General features: G+C 66.5%; 19 protein-coding genes. 2 read left to right on the plus strand and 17 right to left on the minus strand.

What is annotated here, in order from left to right; translation table 11 throughout:
* Positions 1-5 precede the first annotated feature (5 nt).
* The 8 genes from lpdA to eno form a co-directional block, all read right to left on the minus strand.
* Entirely contained in the window at positions 6-1424 is a 1419-nt protein-coding gene (gene lpdA / locus V5F68_RS12050; protein WP_394014958.1) for a dihydrolipoyl dehydrogenase, read from the minus strand.
* Between the two features lie 161 nt (positions 1425-1585).
* Positions 1586-1822, minus strand: a complete 237-nt coding sequence (locus V5F68_RS12055) for an HP1242/YdcH family protein (protein ID WP_348844882.1) — start codon at positions 1820-1822, stop codon at positions 1586-1588.
* 174 nt (positions 1823-1996) lie between these two features.
* The gene (locus V5F68_RS12060; protein WP_394014959.1) at positions 1997-3385 is read right to left on the minus strand and encodes a pyruvate dehydrogenase complex dihydrolipoamide acetyltransferase; all 1389 of its coding nucleotides are present in this window, start codon (positions 3383-3385) and stop codon (positions 1997-1999) included.
* A 12-nt stretch (positions 3386-3397) separates the two neighbouring features.
* Positions 3398-4801: a pyruvate dehydrogenase complex E1 component subunit beta gene (locus V5F68_RS12065; RefSeq protein ID WP_394014960.1), complete on the minus strand. Its 1404-nt coding sequence runs from the start codon at positions 4799-4801 to the stop codon at positions 3398-3400.
* A 9-nt stretch (positions 4802-4810) separates the two neighbouring features.
* Positions 4811-5146: a hypothetical protein gene (locus V5F68_RS12070; RefSeq protein WP_394014961.1), complete on the minus strand. Its 336-nt coding sequence runs from the start codon at positions 5144-5146 to the stop codon at positions 4811-4813.
* 10 nt (positions 5147-5156) lie between these two features.
* Complete coding sequence (gene pdhA, locus V5F68_RS12075; protein ID WP_394014962.1) at positions 5157-6170, minus strand: pyruvate dehydrogenase (acetyl-transferring) E1 component subunit alpha; 1014 nt, start codon at positions 6168-6170, stop codon at positions 5157-5159.
* A 161-nt stretch (positions 6171-6331) separates the two neighbouring features.
* Positions 6332-6649, minus strand: coding sequence for an FtsB family cell division protein (locus V5F68_RS12080; protein WP_394014963.1), 318 nt, complete (start codon positions 6647-6649; stop codon positions 6332-6334).
* Between the two features lie 122 nt (positions 6650-6771).
* Positions 6772-8055, minus strand: a complete 1284-nt coding sequence (eno, locus tag V5F68_RS12085; protein WP_394014964.1) for a phosphopyruvate hydratase — start codon at positions 8053-8055, stop codon at positions 6772-6774.
* 183 nt (positions 8056-8238) lie between these two features.
* Between eno and queF the strand changes: the two genes are divergently transcribed.
* Complete coding sequence (gene queF, locus V5F68_RS12090; RefSeq protein WP_394014965.1) at positions 8239-8691, plus strand: preQ(1) synthase; 453 nt, start codon at positions 8239-8241, stop codon at positions 8689-8691.
* A 2-nt stretch (positions 8692-8693) separates the two neighbouring features.
* Positions 8694-9701, plus strand: coding sequence for a hypothetical protein (locus tag V5F68_RS12095; RefSeq protein ID WP_394014966.1), 1008 nt, complete (start codon positions 8694-8696; stop codon positions 9699-9701).
* Positions 9702-9985: 284 nt separating this feature from the next.
* Here the strand turns inward: V5F68_RS12095 and V5F68_RS12100 are convergent, their stop codons facing one another.
* From V5F68_RS12100 to V5F68_RS12140, 9 genes are all read right to left on the minus strand, one after another.
* Positions 9986-10306 carry a DMT family transporter gene (locus tag V5F68_RS12100; protein ID WP_394014967.1) on the minus strand — a complete coding sequence of 107 codons (321 nt, stop codon included), beginning with the start codon at positions 10304-10306 and terminating at the stop codon, positions 9986-9988.
* A gap of 243 nt (positions 10307-10549) precedes the next feature.
* The gene (locus tag V5F68_RS12105; protein WP_394014968.1) at positions 10550-11428 is read right to left on the minus strand and encodes a VOC family protein; all 879 of its coding nucleotides are present in this window, start codon (positions 11426-11428) and stop codon (positions 10550-10552) included.
* 30 nt (positions 11429-11458) lie between these two features.
* On the minus strand, positions 11459-13087 hold the full coding sequence (pyrG, locus tag V5F68_RS12110) for a CTP synthase (protein WP_394014969.1): 1629 nt from the start codon (positions 13085-13087) through the stop codon (positions 11459-11461).
* 110 nt (positions 13088-13197) lie between these two features.
* A complete protein-coding gene (gene secG / locus V5F68_RS12115; RefSeq protein ID WP_394014970.1) occupies positions 13198-13614 on the minus strand; it encodes a preprotein translocase subunit SecG in 417 nt (138 codons plus the stop codon).
* 157 nt (positions 13615-13771) lie between these two features.
* Positions 13772-15061 carry an NCS2 family permease gene (locus V5F68_RS12120; RefSeq protein ID WP_394014971.1) on the minus strand — a complete coding sequence of 430 codons (1290 nt, stop codon included), beginning with the start codon at positions 15059-15061 and terminating at the stop codon, positions 13772-13774.
* A 184-nt stretch (positions 15062-15245) separates the two neighbouring features.
* Positions 15246-17384: a sodium-translocating pyrophosphatase gene (locus V5F68_RS12125; RefSeq protein WP_348844868.1), complete on the minus strand. Its 2139-nt coding sequence runs from the start codon at positions 17382-17384 to the stop codon at positions 15246-15248.
* Positions 17385-17531: 147 nt separating this feature from the next.
* The gene (locus V5F68_RS12130; protein ID WP_394014972.1) at positions 17532-18284 is read right to left on the minus strand and encodes an SDR family oxidoreductase; all 753 of its coding nucleotides are present in this window, start codon (positions 18282-18284) and stop codon (positions 17532-17534) included.
* Positions 18281-19642: an FAD-binding oxidoreductase gene (locus tag V5F68_RS12135; protein WP_394014973.1), complete on the minus strand. Its 1362-nt coding sequence runs from the start codon at positions 19640-19642 to the stop codon at positions 18281-18283. The genes V5F68_RS12130 and V5F68_RS12135 overlap by 4 nt, the downstream gene beginning before the upstream one ends.
* Entirely contained in the window at positions 19642-21087 is a 1446-nt protein-coding gene (locus V5F68_RS12140) for a UbiA family prenyltransferase (RefSeq protein WP_394014974.1), read from the minus strand. Before V5F68_RS12140 ends, V5F68_RS12135 begins: the two co-directional genes overlap by 1 nt.
* Positions 21088-21329 lie beyond the last annotated feature (242 nt).

Raw genomic sequence — 21329 nt, forward strand, 5'->3', positions numbered from 1 at the left:
CCCCCTCACATATGGATAACGCGGCCGTACGCGTCCAGCACGCTCTCGTGCATGGTTTCCGAAAGCGTCGGATGCGGGAAGATGGCGTGGATCAGCTCTTCCTCCGTGGTTTCGAGATTCATGGCGATCATGAAGCCCTGGATCAGCTCGGTGACTTCCGCGCCCACGAGATGTGCGCCCAGCAATTCGCCGGTCTTCTTGTCGAAGATGGTCTTCACCAAGCCCTCGGGCTCGCCGAGCGCGATCGCCTTGCCGTTGCCGATGAAAGGAAAGCGGCCGACGCGGACCTCCCGGCCCTGCTCCTTGGCCTTCTTTTCCGTGAGGCCGATGGAGGCGACCTGCGGGTTGCAATAGGTGCAGCCGGGAATCTTGTTCTTGTCGATGGGGTGGGTGTGCAGCCCCTTGATGGTCTCCACGCAGATCACGCCCTCATGCTCGGCCTTGTGCGCGAGCATGGGCGCGCCGGCGACATCACCGATGGCGTAGATGCCGGGCACATTGGTGCGGCCGTAGCCATCGGTCACGACGATGCCGCGCTCAATCTTCACGCCCACCGCTTCGAGGCCCAGGCTGTCCACATTGCCGACCACGCCGACGGCGGAGATCATCCGGTCCACCGTGAAGTCGTGCTTGACGCCCTTGTCGTCCTCCACATGGACGGTGAGGTTCTCGCCATGCTTGGTGACTCCGCTCACCTTGGCGCCGGTGAGGATTTTCATGCCTTGCTTTTCCAGGCGCTTGCGCACGTGGGCGGCAATCTCCTCATCCTCAACGGGGAGGATCTGCGGCAGCACTTCGACCACCGTCACGTCGGCGCCCATGGTCTTGTAGAAGGACGCAAACTCGATGCCGATGGCGCCCGAGCCCATGACCAGCAGGGACTTGGGCATGATGTCCGGCACCATGGCCTCGAAATAGGTCCAGATCAGCTTCTTGTCCGGCTCCAGGCCCGGCAGGGCGCGCGGGCGGGCGCCAGTGGCGACGATGATGTGCTTGGCGGTGTAGTCGCCGCCACCGAGCGCGCCCTTCGGCGCATTCTCGGCCGCTTCCACCTTCAGCTTGCCGGGGGCGGTGAGGGTCGCCTTGCCCCAGATCACGTCCACCTTGTTCTTCTTCAGCAGGAAGCCGACGCCGGTGGAGAGCTGGCCCGCGACACCGCGCGAGCGCTTCACCACGGCGCCGATGTCGAAGCCCACCTTCTCGGCGGAGAGGCCGTAATCCTTGGCGTGCTCCATATAATGGAACACCTCGGCCGAGCGCAGCAGCGCCTTGGTGGGGATGCAGCCCCAGTTCAGGCAGATGCCGCCAAGATGGCTCTTTTCCACCACCGCGGTCTTGAAGCCGAGCTGGGCGGCGCGGATGGCGGCCACATAGCCGCCCGGGCCGCCGCCGATGACGATGATGTCGAAATTGGTGTCAGCCATGGATCTCTCCTTCCCCTCCAGCGCCGCCGGACGCACCGCATCGGCAGAAGGGACCGGGTGGGAATGGGGCCGTGCCCGCCCCGCGCGCGCCGGCCAAAGGCCTCGGCAGGCGACAGGACCGGCGGGCCGGGCCCGGCGCATCAAGCGCCGGGCCGCAGCCGTCAGCGGGTCAGATAAGCGTAGATTTCATCCTTCAGCCGCACGCGCTCCTTGCGCACGGTGTCCAGCGCGAGATCGTCCATGGGCTCGAGATCGCTCTCGGCCTTGTGGACCACCTCGTTCACCTTGTCGTACTCGGCGACGAGGCTGGCGAAGTGCGGGTCGCTCTGGCGCAGCTCGTGGAGCTTGCCGGCAAGCTCCGGGAAGTCGGCGGCAAGCTGATGGGGCGTGTGGGTCATGTCTGCCTCGTTCTGCCTTGGACGCGGCGGCGTTTCCGCCGCATCCGCCCTGCTACACCGAAGCCGCCGCGCGACCTTTGATCTGCCGCACGGGAAAACCCGCCCGGCGGTCACAGTGCGCGCCGCTGCCCTCGCGAGCATGGATCACACCAGCATGGGTCACACCAGCACGGGTCACACCAGCATGGTCATGGGCTTCTCGACGAACTCCTTGAACGCGCCCAGAAGCTCCGCGCCCAAAGCTCCGTCCATCACCCGGTGATCGCAGGTGAGGGTGGCGGTCATCTGGGTGACGATCTTGATCTCGCCGCCGCGCACCACCGGCCGCTGCTCCGACGCGCCGATGGCGATGATGGAGGATTGCGGGGCGTTGATGATCGCCACGAAATCGCGCACGCCCATCATGCCGAGGTTGGAGATGGAGGTGGAGCCGCCGGAATATTCCTCCGGCTTCAGCTTCTTGTTGCGGGCCCGCGAGGCGAGGTCGCGCATCTCGTTCGAGATGGCGGAGAGCGTCTTCGTCTCGGCCTTCTTGATGACCGGGGCATAGAGCCCGCCGTCGATGGCAACCGCCACGCCGACGTCGGAATTCTTCATGCGCAGGATCCGGTCCTCGGCCCACACCGCATTGGCGGCCGGCACCTTCTGAAGCGCCAGCGCCATGGCCTTGATGATGAAGTCATTGACCGACACGCGGTAGACCGGCTTGCCGTCCTTGTCCTTGGAGGCCATGGAATTGACGGTCTCGCGCAGCTTCATCAAATCGTCGAGGTCGCAATCCACGCTGAGATAGAAGGTGGGGGTGAGCTGCTCGCTCTCCACCAGCCGCTTGGCGATCGTCTTGCGCATGCCGTCGAGCTGGACTTCCTCGAAGGACCCCGCCTCGAACATGGCCTTGACCTGATCGGCGGTCGGGCCGCTCACGGCAGCCTTCGCCGGCGCGGGCGCCGCTGCGGCCGGCGCGGGCGCTGGCGCCGTGGCGGGAGCTGCAGCCGGCTTCGCGCCGGGCTGGGCGCCTTCCACATCGCGGGCGACGACACGGCCATGGGGGCCGGAGCCGGGGAGCGCGGCAAGGTCGACGCCCTTCTCCTTGGCGAGGCGACGGGCGAGCGGAGACGCGAACACGCGCCCACCCTGGCCGTTCGCAGCCGGGGCGGCGGCAACCGGCGCGGGAGCGGGCGCCGGAGCAGCCGCAGGCGCGGGAGCCGGGGCAGCGGCGGGTGCGGCAGCGGCAGGCGCTGCAGCAGCGGCGGCCGGAGCCGGAGCGGCAGCCGGGGCCTTGGCGCCGCCGGCGCCGGAGGCGACCGCCTTGGCGTCCTCGCCCTCCCCGGCCAGCACGGCGATGAGCTGGTTCACGGGAACATCCTGGGTGCCCTCGGGCACTAGGATCTTCGCCATCACGCCTTCATCGACGGCTTCCACTTCCATGGTCGCCTTGTCGGTCTCGATCTCGGCGATCACATCGCCGGACTTGACGCTGTCGCCTTCCTTCTTGAGCCATTTGGCGAGGTTGCCCTTCTCCATGGTGGGAGACAGGGCCGGCATCAGGATTTCGATGGGCATCTGGTCTTCCCCTCAGCGATAGGTCACGGCGCGCACGGCCTCGATCACGTCGGCGACCGTCGGCAAGGCGAGCTTTTCAAGATTGGCGGCATAAGGCATCGGCACATCCTTGCCGGTCACGCGCAGGACCGGGGCGTCGAGATAATCAAACGCATCGGCCATCAGGCGGGCGGAGATCTCCGCGCCGACGCCGGACTGGGCCCAGCCCTCTTCCACCGTGACGCAGCGGCCGGTCTTCTTCACCGACTCGATGATGGTCGCGGTGTCCATGGGGCGGATGGTGCGCAGGTCGATGACCTCCGCCTCGATGCCCTGCTTGGCCAGTTCCTCGGCCGCCTTCAGCGCGTAGGTCATGCCGATGGACCAGGCCACGAGGGTCACGTCCTTGCCGGCGCGGGCGATGCGCGCCTTGCCGATGGGGAGCACGTAATCGTCCAGCTTCGGCACCTCGAAGGAGTGGCCGTAGAGGATTTCGTTCTCGAGGAAGATGATGGGATTGGGATCGCGGATCGCCGCCTTCAGCAGGCCCTTGGCATCGGCGGCGGTATAGGGCGCGATCACCTTGAGGCCGGGAATGTGGCTGTACCAGGAGGTGTAATCCTGGCTGTGCTGGGCGGCGACGCGCGCGGCCGCGCCGTTCGGGCCGCGGAACACGATGGAGCAATGCACCTGTCCGCCGGACATATAGAGCGTCTTGGCAGCGGAATTGATGATCTGGTCGATCGCCTGCATGGCAAAGTTGAAGGTCATGAATTCGACGATGGGCTTGAGGCCCGCCATGGCGGCGCCCACGCCCATGCCGGCGAAGCCGTGCTCGGTGATGGGCGTATCCACCACGCGCTTGGCGCCGAATTCCTGAAGCAGGCCCTGGGTGATCTTATAGGCGCCCTGATATTCGGCGACCTCTTCACCCATCACGAACACGTCGGCGTCGCGGCGCATTTCCTCGGCCATGGCGTCGCGCAGGGCTTCGCGTACGGTCATGGTGACCATCTCGGTGCCGGCGGGTACCTCCGGATCAGGCTGGCTCTTCACCTGGGGCGGATTGGCGACGGCGGACGGCACGGCCGCCTGGGGGGCAGGCGCTGCCGCGGCAACCGGGGACGGCGAAGGGGCGACCGGCGCGCTCTCGGCGGCCTTCTGGGCAGGCGCCGGAGCTGCGCTCGCATCCTCGCCCTCGCCGAGGATCGAGGCGATCGGCGTATTCACCGCAACGTCCTGCGTACCCTCGGGGATCAGGATCTTGCCGAGAATGCCCTCGTCCACCGCCTCCACTTCCATGGTGGCCTTGTCGGTCTCGATCTCAGCGATCACATCGCCGGACTTGACGCTGTCACCCTCTTTTTTGAGCCATTTGGTGAGATTGCCCTTCTCCATCGTGGGGGAAAGGGCCGGCATGAGGATATCGATGGGCATGGCTTCAGCTCAGCTCTTGCTCGACGCGGGCTCGCTGACGCTCGCGGGGGCGGGCGTGGCGGGACGCTGTCTCGTGAGATTGGTATAGGCGGAGGCCGCGGCGGCCGCGACCGTGACGGAGGCGATGAACAGGATGAGGGCCTTGCCGACCCGCTGGGCGTGATCGCGCGCCGCGCCCTCGCGCAGGCGGGCGGAAAAGGGCCAGAGCACGAGCCGTGCCTGCCGGCCAGCGCTCAGCGAGCCCGAGACGGCCTCGGCCCTCATCCCTTCGCGGATCGCAAGACCCCAGCTTGCGGCTGCACCCGCAAGCGAGACCAGAAGGAGAATGAGGGCCGGGATCGCCATGGCCGCCGCCTTAGCGCAGGATGTCCGTGTACAGCTCGGAGGGATCGGGTTCGGGATCGTTGGTCGCGAAATCCGCGGCCGCATTGACGATTTCGCGGATCTCGCCGTCGATCCCCTTCAGCTCGTCCTCGCTCACGAGGCCTTTCTCCAGCAGGCGCGCGCGCACCTGCTCGATGGGATCATGCTCGGTCCGCATCTTCTGCACCTCCTCCTTCGACCGGTATTTCGCCGGGTCGGACATGGAGTGGCCGCGATAGCGGTATGTCTGCATTTCGAGGATATAGGGGCCCTTGCCGTCGCGGGCTAAGCCGAGCGCGCGTTCGGCGGCCGCCTTCACCGCGCGCACGTCCATGCCGTCCACCTGCTCGCCGGGAATGTTGAACGAGGTGCCGCGCTTAGAGAAGTCAGTCTGCGCGGAGGCGCGATTGACCGAGGTGCCCATGGCGTACTTGTTGTTTTCGATCACGTACACGGCCGGCAGCTTCCACAGCTCGGCCATGTTGAAGCTCTCATAGACCTGGCCCTGGTTGGCCGCGCCGTCGCCGAAATAAACCACCGATACCGAACCGTTGTCGCGGTAATGGTTGGCGAACGCGAGGCCGGTGCCGAGCGAGACCTGAGCGCCGACGATGCCGTGGCCGCCGAAAAACTGCTTCTCGATGCTGAACATATGCATCGAGCCGCCCTTGCCCTTGGAATAGCCGCCGCGACGCCCGGTCAGCTCGGCCATGACGCCCTTGGCGTCCATGCCGGTGGACAGCATGTGTCCATGGTCGCGATAGCCGGTGATCACCTGATCACCCTTCTTCATGGCCATCTGCATGCCGACCACCACGGCCTCCTGGCCGATATAGAGGTGGCAGAAGCCGCCGATGAGGCCCATGCCGTACATCTGGCCGGCCTTTTCCTCAAACCGGCGGATCAGGAGCATCTCGCGATAGGCGTGAAGTTCCTGTTCCTTGCTGAACTCCGATACCGCGCCCGGCGCGGTTTCGGTGCGGGCGGCTGCCTTTTTTACGGCCATCTCATCCTCGGGACACGCTGGAACCGAGGAGTCTCTACCGCACCTCCGGCACGGCTCAAAGCGAGATTTGCGTCGTGCTGCACCGCAACACGTTGCAAACGCTTGACTCTGTTGAGTTGAACCGAGTTTCAGTTAATTGACATCATGAACTTATTACAAGTTCATGGACGCGGTTTTAGCAGCACCAGATCCTTCGCATTGACGAAATCGAGCTGCCGCCGCCCCTCCTCGTCCAGCAGGTCCGGATCGAGCCGATTGGCCTGGAGCAGGGACACCTTGTTCTCGATCGCGCGCCGCTGCGCCTTCAGCGCCGCCAGTTCGCTTTCGAGCTGCGCCATCTCCACCTGGAAATTGCGCTTCGCCATCAGGCCATGCTGGCCGTTATAGGCATGGTACGCAAAATAGCCGATGACGCCCCCCGAGAGGACGTAGAGCAGCAAAACGAACAGGAAGGAGCGCAGGCGCGAGCGTGTTTGCATGGCGCCATCCTGCGCGATCGCGGTTGCCGGGGAGTTAAGACTCGCGGCGGACGCTAAAAACGCGGAAGGGGCAGAGCGTCTCCGCCCTGCCCCTTCCGATCCTTGAAGCTTCAGACCAAGGCTCAGGCAAGCGCCTTCAGGGCAGCCTTGCCGGCGTATTTCGCCGCATCGCCCAGTTCCTGCTCGATCCGCAGCAGCTGGTTATACTTGGCGGTGCGGTCAGACCGCGAGAGCGAGCCGGTCTTGATCTGCCCGCAGTTCGTCGCCACCGCCAGGTCGGCGATGGTGGAATCCTCGGTCTCGCCGGAGCGGTGGGACATCACGGCGCGATAACCCGCCTTGTGCGCCATCTCCACCGTCTCCAGCGTCTCGGTGAGCGAACCGATCTGGTTCACCTTCACCAGGATGGCGTTGCCGGTGGCTTCCTTGATGCCGCGCGACAGGCGCGTCACGTTGGTGACGAACAGATCGTCGCCCACCAGCTGGCACTTGGAGCCGATGGTGTCGGTGAGGAGCTTCCAGCCCGCCCAGTCATCCTCGGACATGCCATCCTCGATGGTGACGATGGGATAGCGCGACACGAGATCGGCCAGATACTTCACCTGGGCCTCGATATCGCGGACCAGCTTCTCGCCCTCGTAATGATAGGCACCGTCCTTGAAGAATTCGGTGGCCGCGCAGTCGAGACCGAGCAGCACGTCCTCGCCGGGCCGATAGCCGGCCTTCTCGATCGCCTTCATGATGAAGGAGAGCGCATCGTCCGCGCTCAGCAGGTTGGGCGCGAAGCCGCCTTCGTCGCCCACATTGGTGTTGTGGCCGGCGTCCTTGAGGCCCTTCTTCAAGGTCTGGAAGATTTCCGACCCGATCCGCAGCGCGTCCGCGAAGGTGGGGGCGCCCGCCGGCAGGATCATGAATTCCTGGAAGTCGATGGGATTGTCCGCATGGGCGCCGCCATTGACGATGTTCATCATCGGCACCGGCAGGGTGCGGGCGTTCACGCCGCCCACATAACGGTAGAGCGGCAGATTGTTGGAGATCGCCGCCGCCTTGGCCACCGCCAGTGATACGCCGAGAATGGCATTGGCGCCGAGACGGGCCTTGTTGGGCGTGCCGTCGAGGGCGATCAGGGTGGCGTCGAGCTTGGCCTGGTCCTCGGCATCGAAGCCGCCGACGGCGTCGAAGATCTCGCCGTTGACCGCATCCACGGCCTTGAGCACGCCCTTGCCGCCGTAGCGGGACGTGTCGCCGTCGCGCAGCTCCACCGCCTCATGGGCGCCCGTGGAGGCGCCGGACGGCACCGCGGCGCGGCCGAGGGACCCGTCTTCCAGGACCACGTCCACTTCCACCGTGGGATTGCCGCGGCTGTCCAGGATTTCGCGGCCGATGATATCGACGATGGCGGTCATTGGAATATCCCTCCCTTTGGTCCTGGAGCCGAGATGTCCAGGCGCGCCCGATGTCGCGGCCGCTTCTAGCGCGAACCCGCGCGGCTGCGAAGGGGCGATGGGAGCGGCACCTTGCCCGTTTTCGGCTAATGTCCTGTTCCAGAATCCGATGCGAACCCATCTTTTGCCGTGCAAGGACTTGTCATGACTTCCGCCGACCTCCAGCTCGGTCGCGAGACCGCCCTGCCCGCTTCGCCTGAAACGGCGGTGCTGGATCGCGTGCCCAACCCGCACCCGGATGTGGATTATGTGGCCCGCTTCACCTGTCCCGAATTCACCTCGCTCTGCCCGGTCACCGGACAGCCGGACTTCGCCCATCTGGTCATCGACTATGTGCCGGACCAGTTCCTGGTGGAATCCAAGTCGCTGAAGCTCTATTTCGCCAGCTTCCGCAACCATGGCGCCTTCCACGAGGATTGCACCATCGCCATCGGCAAGCGGCTGGTGGGACTGCTGGCGCCGCGGTTTTTGCGAATCGCCGGCTATTGGTATCCCAGGGGGGGCATACCCATTGATGTTTTCTGGCAGACTGGCAACCTGCCGGCAGGCGCCTGGCTGCCGGAGACGGGAGTTGCGCCCTATCGCGGAAGGGGATGACCATGCCCAACCTGGTGATCACCAATGGGGATGCGGCGGTCGAACGCCTGAAGGCCGGCGGCATTGCCGGCCATTTCCTGCCCTGGCGGGACATGCTCCACGACGGCCCCGTACCCGCCGACCCTTCGCTCGACATCGTGGCCGATGCCCGCGCGGCGTTTCTCGCCCAGTCGCTGGGGCTGGAGTTCGATTCCGTCCGGGCGGACTTCGCCGAGCGCGACGGGCAGCTGGAGATCCACATCGCGTTCAATTGCGTGGATTTGTGGTTCGAGCACGACCTCTACGACCAGCTCCAGCTGATCCAATTGCTCAATTATTTCGCCCGCGAGCCGGAGCGGCTTGGGCTGCGGCTCATCCAGGCCGATCATTATCTCGGCCTCATGGACGAGGCGCAGGTGCATGATCTGGCGCGGCGGGCCTGCGGGGTCAGCGCGGTTCAGCTGGAGGCGGCAAGCGAGGCCTGGGAGGCGTTCACGGCGCCCACGCCGCGCGCCCTGGCGCTGTTCGTGAAGCAGGAAATCCCGGCCCTGCCGTTCCTCGTGCCGGCCTTGCGCCGGGCGCTTGCAGAATTGCCGGCGCCGCGCACCGGCCTTTCGCTGACCGAGGAGCGCATCCTGCGCCAGCTGGCGGACGGGCCGCAGACCGTCGCCCATGTCTATGGCGCCGTGCACAAGATGGACGAGGCGCAATTCCTCGCCGATCTGCCGTTTTTCCTGCGGCTGGACGGACTTGCCTTCGCCCACGAGCCGCTGATCGAGGGGCTGCCCTTCGCCTCCAGCGAGTGCAAGCCGTTCCAGGCGAGCACGCCGGCGGGCCCGGAGGAAATCACCTATCGCACCTTCGCGGCCGCAGAGATCGCCATCACCGAGGCCGGGCTGGCGGCGCTGAAGGGCGCTTTCGACCATGCCTGCGAGAATGCCATCGACCGCTGGCTGGGCGGAACGCGCCTCCAGCCGGGCGCCATGTGGCGCTATGATCGCAATGCGGAACGGCTGATCGACCCCAATTGAGAGGTCCGCCGGATAGCGTGCACGGCCGCCGCCCCCGCAAAATGTTTCACGTGAAACAATAGCTTAGCCTAGACGAACATGGGATCGAAGCGTGTTTTCCGCGCTTCTCGGGGCGATAACACCGCCTTTTCGGCCCGATTTCGCGCGATGAATTTCGGCAAGCGCCCCAACGCTTCGGCAGACGGGATTGCGTGCCGCCTGGATGACGTGCCCCGGCCCGGCCAGTCGCTGCGAACGGGCCGGGACGGGGCTATTTTCTATCTTCGGTTGAAGGCCGGTTGCGCCTAGGCCGGTGTCAGCAGCTTCAGCCCCACGATGCCGGCGGCGATCAGCCCGATGCAGCCGAGGCGAAGGGCGCCGGCGGGCTCGTTCAGCACGAAGATGCCGACCAGCACGGAGCCGACGAGGCCGATGCCGGTCCACACGGCATAGGCCGTGCCCAGCGGAAGATCACGCAGGGAGAGGCCCAAGAGACCGATGCTGGCGGTGAAGGTGACGGCTGTGAACAGGGTCGGCCACAGGCGGGTGAAACCCTCGGCTTGCTTCAAGCCATAGGCCCAGCCGATTTCCGCGATCCCGGCCAGGACCAGGTAAACCCAAGACATGAGACGCTCCGGTACAGGCGGGGTCGTCCCCGCCGATCCACCGAAAAGGGCAAGGTCGTCCCGCCCCGGTGCATTTCATCGTTTCTCTGAAACGGTGAAATGCACCCACAGCTTGTTTTGGCGCATTTTCTTCACGCGAACCGGTTCGGCTTCGCTCGAAAATGCTCCAGCGCGCCTGCGCGGCACGCTCATTGAGAATATTATTTTCTCAATAAGAATACTCTAGCGTCCAATCCCGCAGTTTCAAGCGGCGCCGGCGGGACGCTCCACCACAATGGCGGCGCCAAGCGCGCTCGACGGCTTCACCACCACGATGCCTTCGATGGCCTCTTCCACCATGCCGCGCGCCTGGAGCGAGCGGCGCAAGCTGGCGGCGCCGGGGGAATCGAAGCGGATGGCGGCGAGGCGCATGCCTTCGCCGGCGGGGGCCGGAACGCCGTAGCGCTGGGTGAAATTGGCGCGGGTCATCAGGTCGATCTCGCCGCGCGGCGTCTGCGCCACATACCAGTCATCGCTGGCGCGGCGCGGTGTGACGCCGGTCAGCGTGTCGAGGAAGCTGACGTGATCCACCAGGCTGTCCGATACCAGCACCACGCCGGATACGCCGGTGATGCCGTTGGCATGGCGCTGCAGATCGGCCGACCAGAAATTCTCCGGCCGGCGCTGCGTGCAGGTGAAGAAGCCCACGTCGGGCGCCAGCGGATCGACGGCGAAGGCGAGCGAGAAGCCGACTTCCACGTCGTTCCCGTCGGGCCGGCGCGCCATGCGCGAAAACTCGAACAGATCGAACCCGCCGAAGCCGGCGGCATCGAAGGTCGCCTTTTCTCCCGCCGGGTCGGTGCCTTCCAGCACCAGCATGGAGAGGCCTTCCCCGTTGCGGGCGAGGAAATCGCGGTTGAAGGCGCCGAAGGAAAACTGCTCCGGCGTGCCGGCGGGAATCTTCTCCGGCTCGGAGATTTCCAGCAGCTCGATGAAGAAGCCCGGCATCTGGATGATGCGGTTCTGGGTGCCCCAGGGATGGCGATTGCGGGGGCTGACCGTGAAGCCGAGCAGGTCATAGACCTCCCCCGCCGCATCGAGGTCGCGCACCACATGGACGACGTGATCGAGACCTCTGCGCATGGGGAAATCCTTAAATCGGAGGCACCGGCGCTAGACGAGCCGGCTCTGCTCCATGGCCGCGCCCACGAAGGACGCGAACAAGGGATGCGGCTCAAACGGCCGCGACTTCAGTTCCGGGTGGAATTGCACCCCGATGAACCAGGGATGGTCGGCATATTCCACGATTTCCGGCAGCAGCCCGTCGGGCGACATGCCGGAGAAGCGAAGGCCGTGCTGTTCCAGCCGGTCCTTATAGGCGGTGTTCACTTCGTAACGATGACGGTGACGCTCGTAGATGTCGCCCTCGCCATAGATATTGGCCACCCGGCTGCCGGGATTGAGCACCGCGTGATAGGCGCCGAGCCGCATGGTGCCGCCGAGGTCCCCCGCCGCCGAGCGGCGCTCCAGCTCGTTGCCCTTGAGCCATTCGGTGAGCAGACCCACCACCGGCTCGCTGGTCTCGCCGAATTCGGTGGAATTGGCATTGTGCACGCCGGCGAGGTTCCGCGCCGCCTCGATCACCGCCATCTGCATGCCGAAACAGATGCCGAAATAGGGCACCTTGCGCTCGCGGGCGAACTGGGCCGCGCGGATCTTGCCTTCCGCCCCGCGCTGGCCGAAGCCGCCGGGCACCAGGATGCCGTGCACATGCTCCAGGAACGGCACGGGGTCTTCGTGCTCGAAGGTCTCGCTCTCGATCCAGTCGAGATTGACCTTCACCTTGTTGGCGATGCCGCCATGGGCCAAAGCCTCGATGAGCGACTTATAGGCATCCTTCAGGCCGGTATATTTGCCGACCACGGCGATGGTGACCTCGCCTTCCGGATTGCGCACGCGGTTCTCGATGGTGGACCAGCGCTTCAGGTTGGGCGCCGGCGCCGGATCAATGCCGAACGCGGCCAGCACCTCGGTATCGAGGCCTTCCGCATGATAGGCGGCGGGCACGGCGTAGATATTGTCCACGTCCCGCGCCTCGATCACCGCGCTTTCCCGCACGTTGCAGAACAGCGAGAGCTTGCGCCGCTCCTCGCGCGGGATCGCCCGGTCGGTGCGGCACAGCAGGATGTCCGGCTGGATGCCGATGGAGCGCAGCTCCTTCACCGAATGCTGGGTCGGCTTGGTCTTCAATTCCCCGGCGGAGGGGATGAAGGGCATCAGGGTGAGATGGATGAAGATGGCATGGCCGCGCGGCAGCTCGTTCTTGAGCTGGCGGGTCGCCTCGAAGAACGGCAGGCCCTCGATATCGCCCACGGTTCCGCCCACCTCGATGAGCACGAAATCGTACCCCTCGTTGCCCTCCAGGACGAAGTCCTTGATGGCATTGGTGACGTGCGGGATCACCTGGACCGTGGCGCCGAGATAGTCGCCGCGCCGCTCCTTGGTGATGATGTCCTGATAGATGCGGCCGGTGGTGACATTGTCCCGCTTGGTGGCGGGGCGGCCGGTGAAACGCTCGTAATGGCCGAGGTCGAGGTCGGTCTCGGCCCCGTCGTCGGTCACGAACACTTCGCCATGCTGATACGGGCTCATGGTGCCCGGATCGACGTTCAGATAGGGGTCCAGCTTGCGCAGCCGGACCGTATAGCCGCGCGCCTGAAGAAGCGCGCCCAAGGCTGCGGAAGCGAGGCCCTTGCCCAGCGAGGACACGACGCCGCCGGTGATGAAGATGTAGCGCGCCATGGGCTTAAACTCTAATCCGCGCAAACGCGATTCGGCGAGAGCAATGCCGTTCCGGCATCGCCTCGCCTGTGGAGAACCTCATATCGCGGCGGGAGCGCCGCGATACACGATCACTGAGACTTCGGAACCTGCGGGCCGCTCGGCGCCGGAGCGGCTTCCGGGGCAGGCGCGGGTGCGGGAGCGGCCTGGCCAGCCGGCGCCTGCTGGCGGAGCTGATCGAGAATGGTGCCGCCGCTCTGGGGAACCGACGGGCCGCTCGGGGCGGCCGGGCTCAGCAACGCCGGCGGGGTGCGGCCCCAGCCGGCCAGAATGGTCAGCGAAATGGAGGTGACAAAGAAGATGCCGGCGAGAATCGCGGTGGCGCGCGTCAGCAGATTGGCGCTTCCGCGCGCGGTGAAGAAGCCGCCGCCGGAGCCGCCGCCCCCGCCGCCGATGCCCAGGCCACCGCCCTCGGAACGCTGGATCAGCACCACGCCGATCAGCGCGAGCACCACCATCAGATGAATGACGATCAAAACAGTCTGCATGGAATCCACGTCTTCGCGCCGGCGTCCGCCAAAAGGCCGGCAACCGCGCACAGGTCCGGAAAATGTCAGTCGGGCGCGTTCCTACACGATCGCGCCGGGCAATGAAAGAGTGCCTGATTTCGCAGCACCTCCCCGCGCCCTGCATGGCACGCGGATCTCATTCCAATGCGAAGCTCACGACCGAGGCAAAGGCGATGATCCATACCGCTCCGCTGACGCTGCGGGCGCGGCCGGCAACCACATTCACAGCCACATAGGTAATGAAGCCGATGCCGATGCCTGAGGCGATGGAGAAGCTGAACACGGTGCCGAGCGCGGTGGCTGCCGCCGGCAGCGATTCGCACGGATCGTCGAAATCCACCGCGCGCAGCGCGGAGACCATGAGGCAGGCCACGAACACCATGGCCGGCGCGGTGGCAAAGGCCGGCACCGCCATGGCCAGGGGCGCGAACACCAAGCAGGCGAGAAACAGGAGCGCCGTCGCCACCGAGGCAAGGCCCGTGCGCCCGCCGGCCTGGATGCCGGCCGCGCTCTCGATATAGGAGGTCGTGGTGCTGGTGCCGAGCACGGCGCCGAGCATCGCCCCGCCGCTGTCGGCGAGCAGCACTTCGCGCAGGCGCGGCACCGTGCCGTCCTTGCGCATCAGCCCGGCGCGGAAGGTGGTGGCGATCAGCGTGCCCATGTTGTCGAGCACATCCACCAGGAAGAAGGTGAACACCACGCTGACCGCGCCGAGCTTGACGGCGCCGGCGATGTCCATCTGCAGGAAAGTGGGCGCGAGCGAGGGCGGCAGGGCCACGAAGCCGTCGAATTTCGTCAGGCCCAGCGGCACCCCGAGCAATGTGGTGACGGCGATGCCGATGAGGATCGCCCCCGGCACCTTGCGGGCGGAGAGCCCCGCCATCAGCAGGAAGCCCAGCGCCGAAAGCAGGGTCGTGGTCTTTTCCAGATCGCCGAGGCCGATCATGGTCGCGGGCTTCGCCACCACGAGCCCCATGCCCTGGAAGCCGAGCAGGCCCAGGAACAGCCCGATGCCGGCGGCGATGCCGAGCTTCAGCGACAGGGGAATGGAATTGATCAGCCATTCGCGGATGTGCAGCACGCTGATGGCGAGGAACAGCAGGCCCGACAGGAACACGGCGCCAAGCGCCACCTGCCAGGGAATCTGCATACCCAGGACGACGGTGAAGGCGAAATAGGCGTTCAGCCCCATGCCGGGGGCGAGCGCGATGGGATAATTGGCCAGCAGCGCCATGGCCAGCGTGCCGAGGGCGGCGGCAAGGCAGGTGGCGGTGAAGGCGGCGCCATGGTCGATCCCGGCGGCCGCCAGGATCTGCGGATTGACCACGATGATATAGCTCATGGTCAGGAAGGTGGTGAGGCCGGCGAGAATTTCGGTCGCCGGCCGCGTGCCGTTCTCCTGGAGATGAAACACCCGCTCCAGCATGCCGCCCGGTCCCCGTTTGCCGATGCGGCGAGGCTAGCAGGAAGCCGGCGTCCCGCCAGCCCTTCGCAGGTGCGAACAGCGCAAATTTGCCCCCTCACCCGCCCGCTGCGCGGTCGACCTCTCCCCGCCGGGGATAGGGTCAGGGTGAGGGGGCCGCCCGCGCCAATGACGCGGAGGTGCCTCCCTAATGCGCCAGCACCGCCAGCAGCAGCAAAGCGACGATGTTGGTGATCTTGATCATGGGATTCACGGCCGGTCCCGCCGTGTCCTTGTAGGGATCGCCCACCGTGTCGCCGGTGACGGAGGCCTTGTGGGCCTCCGAGCCCTTGTAGTGGCGCACGCCGTCCTTATCGACGAAGCCGTCCTCGAACGACTTCTTCGCATTGTCCCAGGCGCCGCCGCCGGAGGTCATGGAGATGGCGACGAACAAGCCGGTGACGATCACGCCCAGCAGCATGGCGCCTACCGCCGAGAAGGCGGCGGATTTGCCCGCCACCCCGCCGCCCGCCACCAGATAGATGAGGAAATAGCACACGATGGGCGAGAGCACCGGCAGCAGGGAGGGAATGACCATTTCCTTGATGGCCGCCTTGGTGAGCAAATCCACGGCGCGGGAATAATCCGGCTTCTCGGCATAGGTCATGATGCCGGGATGCTCGCGGAACTGGCGCCGCACCTCTTCCACGATGGCCCCGGCCGCCCGGCCCACCGCCGTCATGCCCATGGCCGCGAACAGGAACGGCAGCAGGCCGCCGAACAGCAAACCCACCACCACATAGGGATTCTCCAGCGAGAAGTTCGGCGTGACCCCGGCGAAATAGGAACCGGGGGCGGCCGTGCTGGTGAAGAACTTCAAATCCTGGCTGTAGGCCGCGAACAGCACCAGCGCGCCGAGGCCGGCGGAGCCGATGGCATAGCCCTTGGTCACCGCCTTGGTGGTGTTGCCCACCGCGTCCAGCGCGTCGGTGGAATGGCGCACCTCCGGGGGAAGGCCGGCCATTTCCGCGATGCCGCCGGCATTGTCCGTCACCGGGCCGAAGGCATCGAGCGCCACCACCATGCCCGCGAGCGCCAGCATGGTGGTCGCGGCGATCGCGATGCCGAACAGGCCTGCGAGCCCATAGGCCACCAGGATGCCGGCGATGATCACCAGCGTCGGCAGCGCGGTGGATTCCAGCGAGATGGCAAGTCCCTGGATGATGTTGGTGCCGTGCCCGGTCACCGAGGCCTGGGCGATGGACACCACCGGGCGATAGCCGGTGCCGGTGTAATATTCGGTGATGACGACGATGGCGCCGGTCACCGCCAGCCCGGTCACGCCGGCCAGGAACAGGCTGGTGCCGGTGATGGCGCTGCCGGAAATCGGCCCGAAGCCCGCCAGCACCCAGGTGACGAAGGCGAGGGCGAACACCGAGAGCCCGGCGCTCGCGCCGAAGCCCTTGTAAAGCGCCCCCATGATCGAGGACGTGGGCCCGAGCCGTACGAAGAAGGTGCCGGCAATCGAGGTGATGATGCACGCGCCGCCGATGGCGAGCGGATAGAGCAGCATGGATTCCAGCGCCGGCGTATTGGCGAAGAAGATCGCCGCCAGCACCATGGTCGCCACCACCGTCACCACATAGGTCTCGAACAAATCGGCGGCCATGCCGGCGCAATCGCCGACATTGTCGCCCACATTGTCGGCGATGGTGGCGGGGTTGCGCGGATCATCCTCCGGGATGCCGGCTTCCACCTTGCCCACCAGATCGCCGCCCACGTCCGCACCCTTGGTGAAGATGCCGCCGCCGAGACGCGCGAAGATGGAGATCAGCGAGGCGCCGAAGCCGAGCGCCACCAGCGCGTCAACCACCGTGCGGCTGCCCGGCGCCATGCCGAGGCCCTTGGTGAGCACGGCGAAATAGACCGTGACCCCGAGCAGGGCGAGTCCGGCCACCAGCAGGCCGGTGACGGCGCCGGCCTTAAACGCGAGGTCCAGCCCGCCGGCGAGCGACTTGGTCGCCGCCTGGGCGGTGCGCACATTGGCGCGGACCGAGACGTTCATGCCGATGAAGCCGGCAAGCGCCGAGAGAATCGCGCCCACGGCGAAACCGACCGCCACCAGCCAGCCCAGCAAAAAGCCAACCGCAATGAAAATGACGATGCCGACGATCCCGATGGTCGTGTACTGGCGCTTGAGATAGGCCTGCGCGCCTTCCGCGATGGCGGCTGCAATCTCCTGCATCCGCGCGTTTCCAGGATCGGCGGACATGACCGCGCGCCCGGCCCAGACCCCGTAGCCGACGGCCAGCAGGCCGCAGGCGATGATCACCACCAATGCCAACATGAATCCACCCCTACGTTTCCAGCCAAATTTTCTGGTCTTATGGGGGGAGTGTGAGGGCCGCGCCCGAAAGTCGCAATCGTCTCTTTGCGCGAGCCCGCCAAGGGGGCTGCCGCAGCGGGGCGCGAAAGCGGGAAATCCCGCTCCGGTTCAGAGCTTGCTGCGGTGGAACAGCGGGCGCGGCACGTTGCGCACGATGGCCATGATGCCGAACCAGAACCAGGGCGTGTAAAGCACGGCGCCGCGCTTGGAGATGGCCGCATCGATATCGCCCGCCACCTTCTCGGGCGTCGCCCACAGCGGGCCACCCTGCGGCAGATGGGCGGTCATTTTCGTCGCGACGAAACCGGGGCGCACATCGAGCACCGCGACATTCGCCTTGAACAGGCGATGCCGCAGCCCTTCGAGGAACTTCTGCAGGCCGCCCTTGGCGGCGCCGTAGAGATAATTGCTCTGCCGCCCCCGGTCGCCGGCCACCGAAGTAATGACGGCGATGGTGCCCGCCCGTTGCGCCTCGAAGCGCGCGGCGAGCGCGTCGCTGAGCAAGGCCGGGCTGACGAAATTAAGCGCGAGCGCCGCCTCCCCTTCCGCAGCGTCTGCGGAAACGCGGGCCTGGTCGGGCAGCGAGCCGTAGGCGATGAGCGCCACGTCCAGTCCGCCGAGCGCGGTCCAGGCGCTCTCGGCCACCGCCGCGAGCGCCGCCGTGCGGGTGAAATCAGCCTCCTGCACCACCACCTGCGGCGCCCCGCGCACCGAGAGGTCCGCCGCGAGGCGATCAAGGGCGGCGCGGTCGCGGCCCACCAGCACGAGGCGCTGGCGCGCCTCGGCGCAGCGGCGGGCAAAGGCGATGGCGATGTCGGAGGTGGCGCCGAAGATGGCGACGCGGCGTGCGGTCTCGGTCACTTCTGGGCCTCCGCCGGGTGAATGCCGACGCGGCGCGAAAACGCCGAGGACATTGCGGGATCGAGGAAATGCCGGAACGCGGACAGGGCCGGATAGCCCTTCGCATAGGTTTCGGCGGACATGGAGAAATCCTTGGCGGGATAGATGCGCCCGCGCGCGGCGACCACGATATCCTCCAGCCGCCGCAGCAGGCGCAGCGTGTCGTCCCCCAGATTGGGGAAGTCCAGCGCCAAGGTCACGCCGGGCATGGGGAAGGACATGAGGCCGGGCGAACCCACCGTGCCGAAGCGCTTCAGCACCACCAGCATGGAGCCCTGCCCCGCATCCACGATGGCGCGCAGCAGATCGGCCGTGCCGTCGCGCGCCGCCTGCGGCGGGATCACCGCCTGGAACTGGTAGAAGCCGCGCGGGCCGTAGAGCTTGTTCCACTGGCCGATGGCGTCGAGCGGGAAGAAGGTCTTCTCGTAGGAGGCGACCTGCGCTTTGCGCCCGGAACGGCCGAGCTTGCGCAGGTAGGCGGCATTGAACGCGCGCAAGGACAGGGCGTTCACCGCCGAAATGGGCGGGGCGAAGGGCACCGCGATCTTCGTTTCGCGCGAGGGCGGCGGCGCGCCGACGCCCGGCGCGTGCCGCGCCCGCAGATAGATGCCACGCCCGAGCTGCGCCCCGCCGGCGAGGCAATCCACCCAGGCGGCGGTATATTCCCAGGCCTCGGCGCTCTCCGCATCCAGGGCGAAGAAATCGTCGAGATGGCCGAAGCGGATCTCCTCGCTCTCCAGCGCCAGCCCGCTGACCTTGCGCAGGCGCAGGGTGGCGGCAAGGATCAGCCCGGTCAGGCCCAGCCCGCCGATGGTGGCGCAGAACAGGCCGGGATTTTCCGTGCGCGAGCAGATCAGCCGGCTGCCGTCGCTGCGCGCCAGCTCCAGGCTCTCGACATGATTGCCGAAGCTGCCACAGGCATGGTCGTTCTTGCCGTGCACGTCATTGGCGATGGCCCCGCCGACGCTGACGAAGCGCGTGCCCGGCACCACCGGCAGCATCCAGCCCGAGCCGTCCGGCAGCGGGCGGGAGATGACCGCGAAAATATCCGCGAGCCGCACCCCGGCCTCGCACGTGAGCAGGCCGGTCTCGGGATCGAACGCCATGAAGCAGTCGAGATGCCGGGTATCCACCAGCAGCCCGCCGGGATTGAGCGCCACATCCCCATAAGAGCGCCCGCAGCCGTAGGCGATGGCCGGCGCGGCAGGCGGCCCCTGGAGAAAGCGCGCGGCACGGTTCGGATCGAGCGGGCGCACCACCTCGCTCTCGGCGCGCAGCACGCCGCCCCAGGAGCGATAGGCGCGCCGGACCGGCTCCATCAGGATGCCGCCCACAAGGTGAGCAAGGCCAGGACCCCGAGCAGGAGCGAGAAGCGATCCTTCAGCGCGAACACCACCGGATCTTCGCTCATGCGCCCGTGCACCGTGAGATGCCACACCCGGAGCACCCAGATCAGCACCAGCGGCATCAGCGCCCACAGCATGCCGGGATGCCGGTAGATGTCGCTCGGGTACTGCTCGTTGATCAGATAGATCATGAAGATGACGATGGCCGAGAAGCTGCTGGCGATGCCGGCGGCCAGCAGCAGGGGCAGATCGCGCACCGTGTAGCCGCGCGACACGACGCCCGTACCCCCCGCCTGCACCACCCGGTTCAATTCCGCATAGCGCTTCACCATGGCGAGGCCGAGGAAGATCAGCATGGAGAAGGTGAGCAGCCAGGGCGAGACCGGCTGCGGCGCCAGCAGGCTGCCGGCCAGCACGCGCAAGGTGAACAGGCCCGCCAGCACGAACACGTCGATGATCGGCTGGCGCTTGAGGATCAGCGAATAGGTCAGCGTCACCACCGCATAGGCCGCGAGCGCGGCGGCCGCGGCAATCGGCAAGGCGGAGGCGATGAGGGCCGAGAGAATGAACAGCCCGATCGCCGCGAGCAGGCCGTCGCGCGGGGGAATGGCGCCGGCGGCGAACGGGCGGTTGCGCTTGCGCGGATGCTGGCGATCCGAGGGCAGGTCCAGCAGATCGTTGACGATATAGGTGGCCGAGGCGAGCACGCCCATGGCGAAGAACAGCAGGATTGCGTTCAGCGCCAGCATGGGGGTCGCATGGCTGAAGCCGAGGATGGGCGCCACGAACACCAGCGCGTTCTTCGCCCAATGCTGCACCCGCAGCGCCTTCGCCCAGGTGCGTGCGCCGGCGCGCTTCACCGGGAACGCCTGCTCGATGGACTTTCCCGCCGGCAGGAGCGGCTTGAGGCGCTCCACATTGCCGACCAGCACCACCGATTCGGCGGCAGCGAAAATCGGCGCATCCACCGGGCCGTCCCCGGCATAGACGAACCGCTCGCCCAGCATCTGCCGGATCACCGCCAGCTTGCGCACGCCGGAAAGGTTGACCCCGTTCTGCGAGCCGCGCGCCATGTCGAACAGGCCGAGATGGGCGGCCACCGCATCGGCGATGGATTGGTCGGCGGCAGTGACCAGCGCGATGGTGCGGCCGGCGCGCTTCTGCGCCTTCAGATAATTCAGCAGCTCAGCATTATAAGGCAGGAGCGCGGGATCGAAATCGGTGCGGTCGGCGACCGCGCGTTTGAACGCGGCCTTGCCTTCGCCCAGGCGGGCCGCGAGATCGACCACATCCTGCAGCCCGTTCTTTACATAAGCGAGGCAGCCCTCGTGCAGGGTGTCGGAGGCGGTCAACGTGCCGTCGAGATCCACTGCCAGGGGCGGCAGGGGTGCATCGTCTTTCGTGGCCAGCCCTAGCACCTGCTTACAGCCTCCGAAGACGCGCCGAAGGCGCCCGGTGCGATATCCCGGCCCACGGCAACATCCGTTCCAGCCGCTTAATATGCGGTGGCTTATTGCATGTGCTCAGAGGGGGCGCAACCCGAGCGGGCGGCCGCGGTGCCCGCCGGATATCGCGTCAAGCCGGCAGCATCGCGCCATCGCACGCCCGCAAACAAAAGGCCCCGGACACGTCCGGGGCCTCTGAACTGATTGAACCGGAA

The sequence above is a fragment of the Roseixanthobacter pseudopolyaromaticivorans genome, from assembly GCF_043195145.2.
Lineage (GTDB): Bacteria > Pseudomonadota > Alphaproteobacteria > Rhizobiales > Xanthobacteraceae > NCEH01.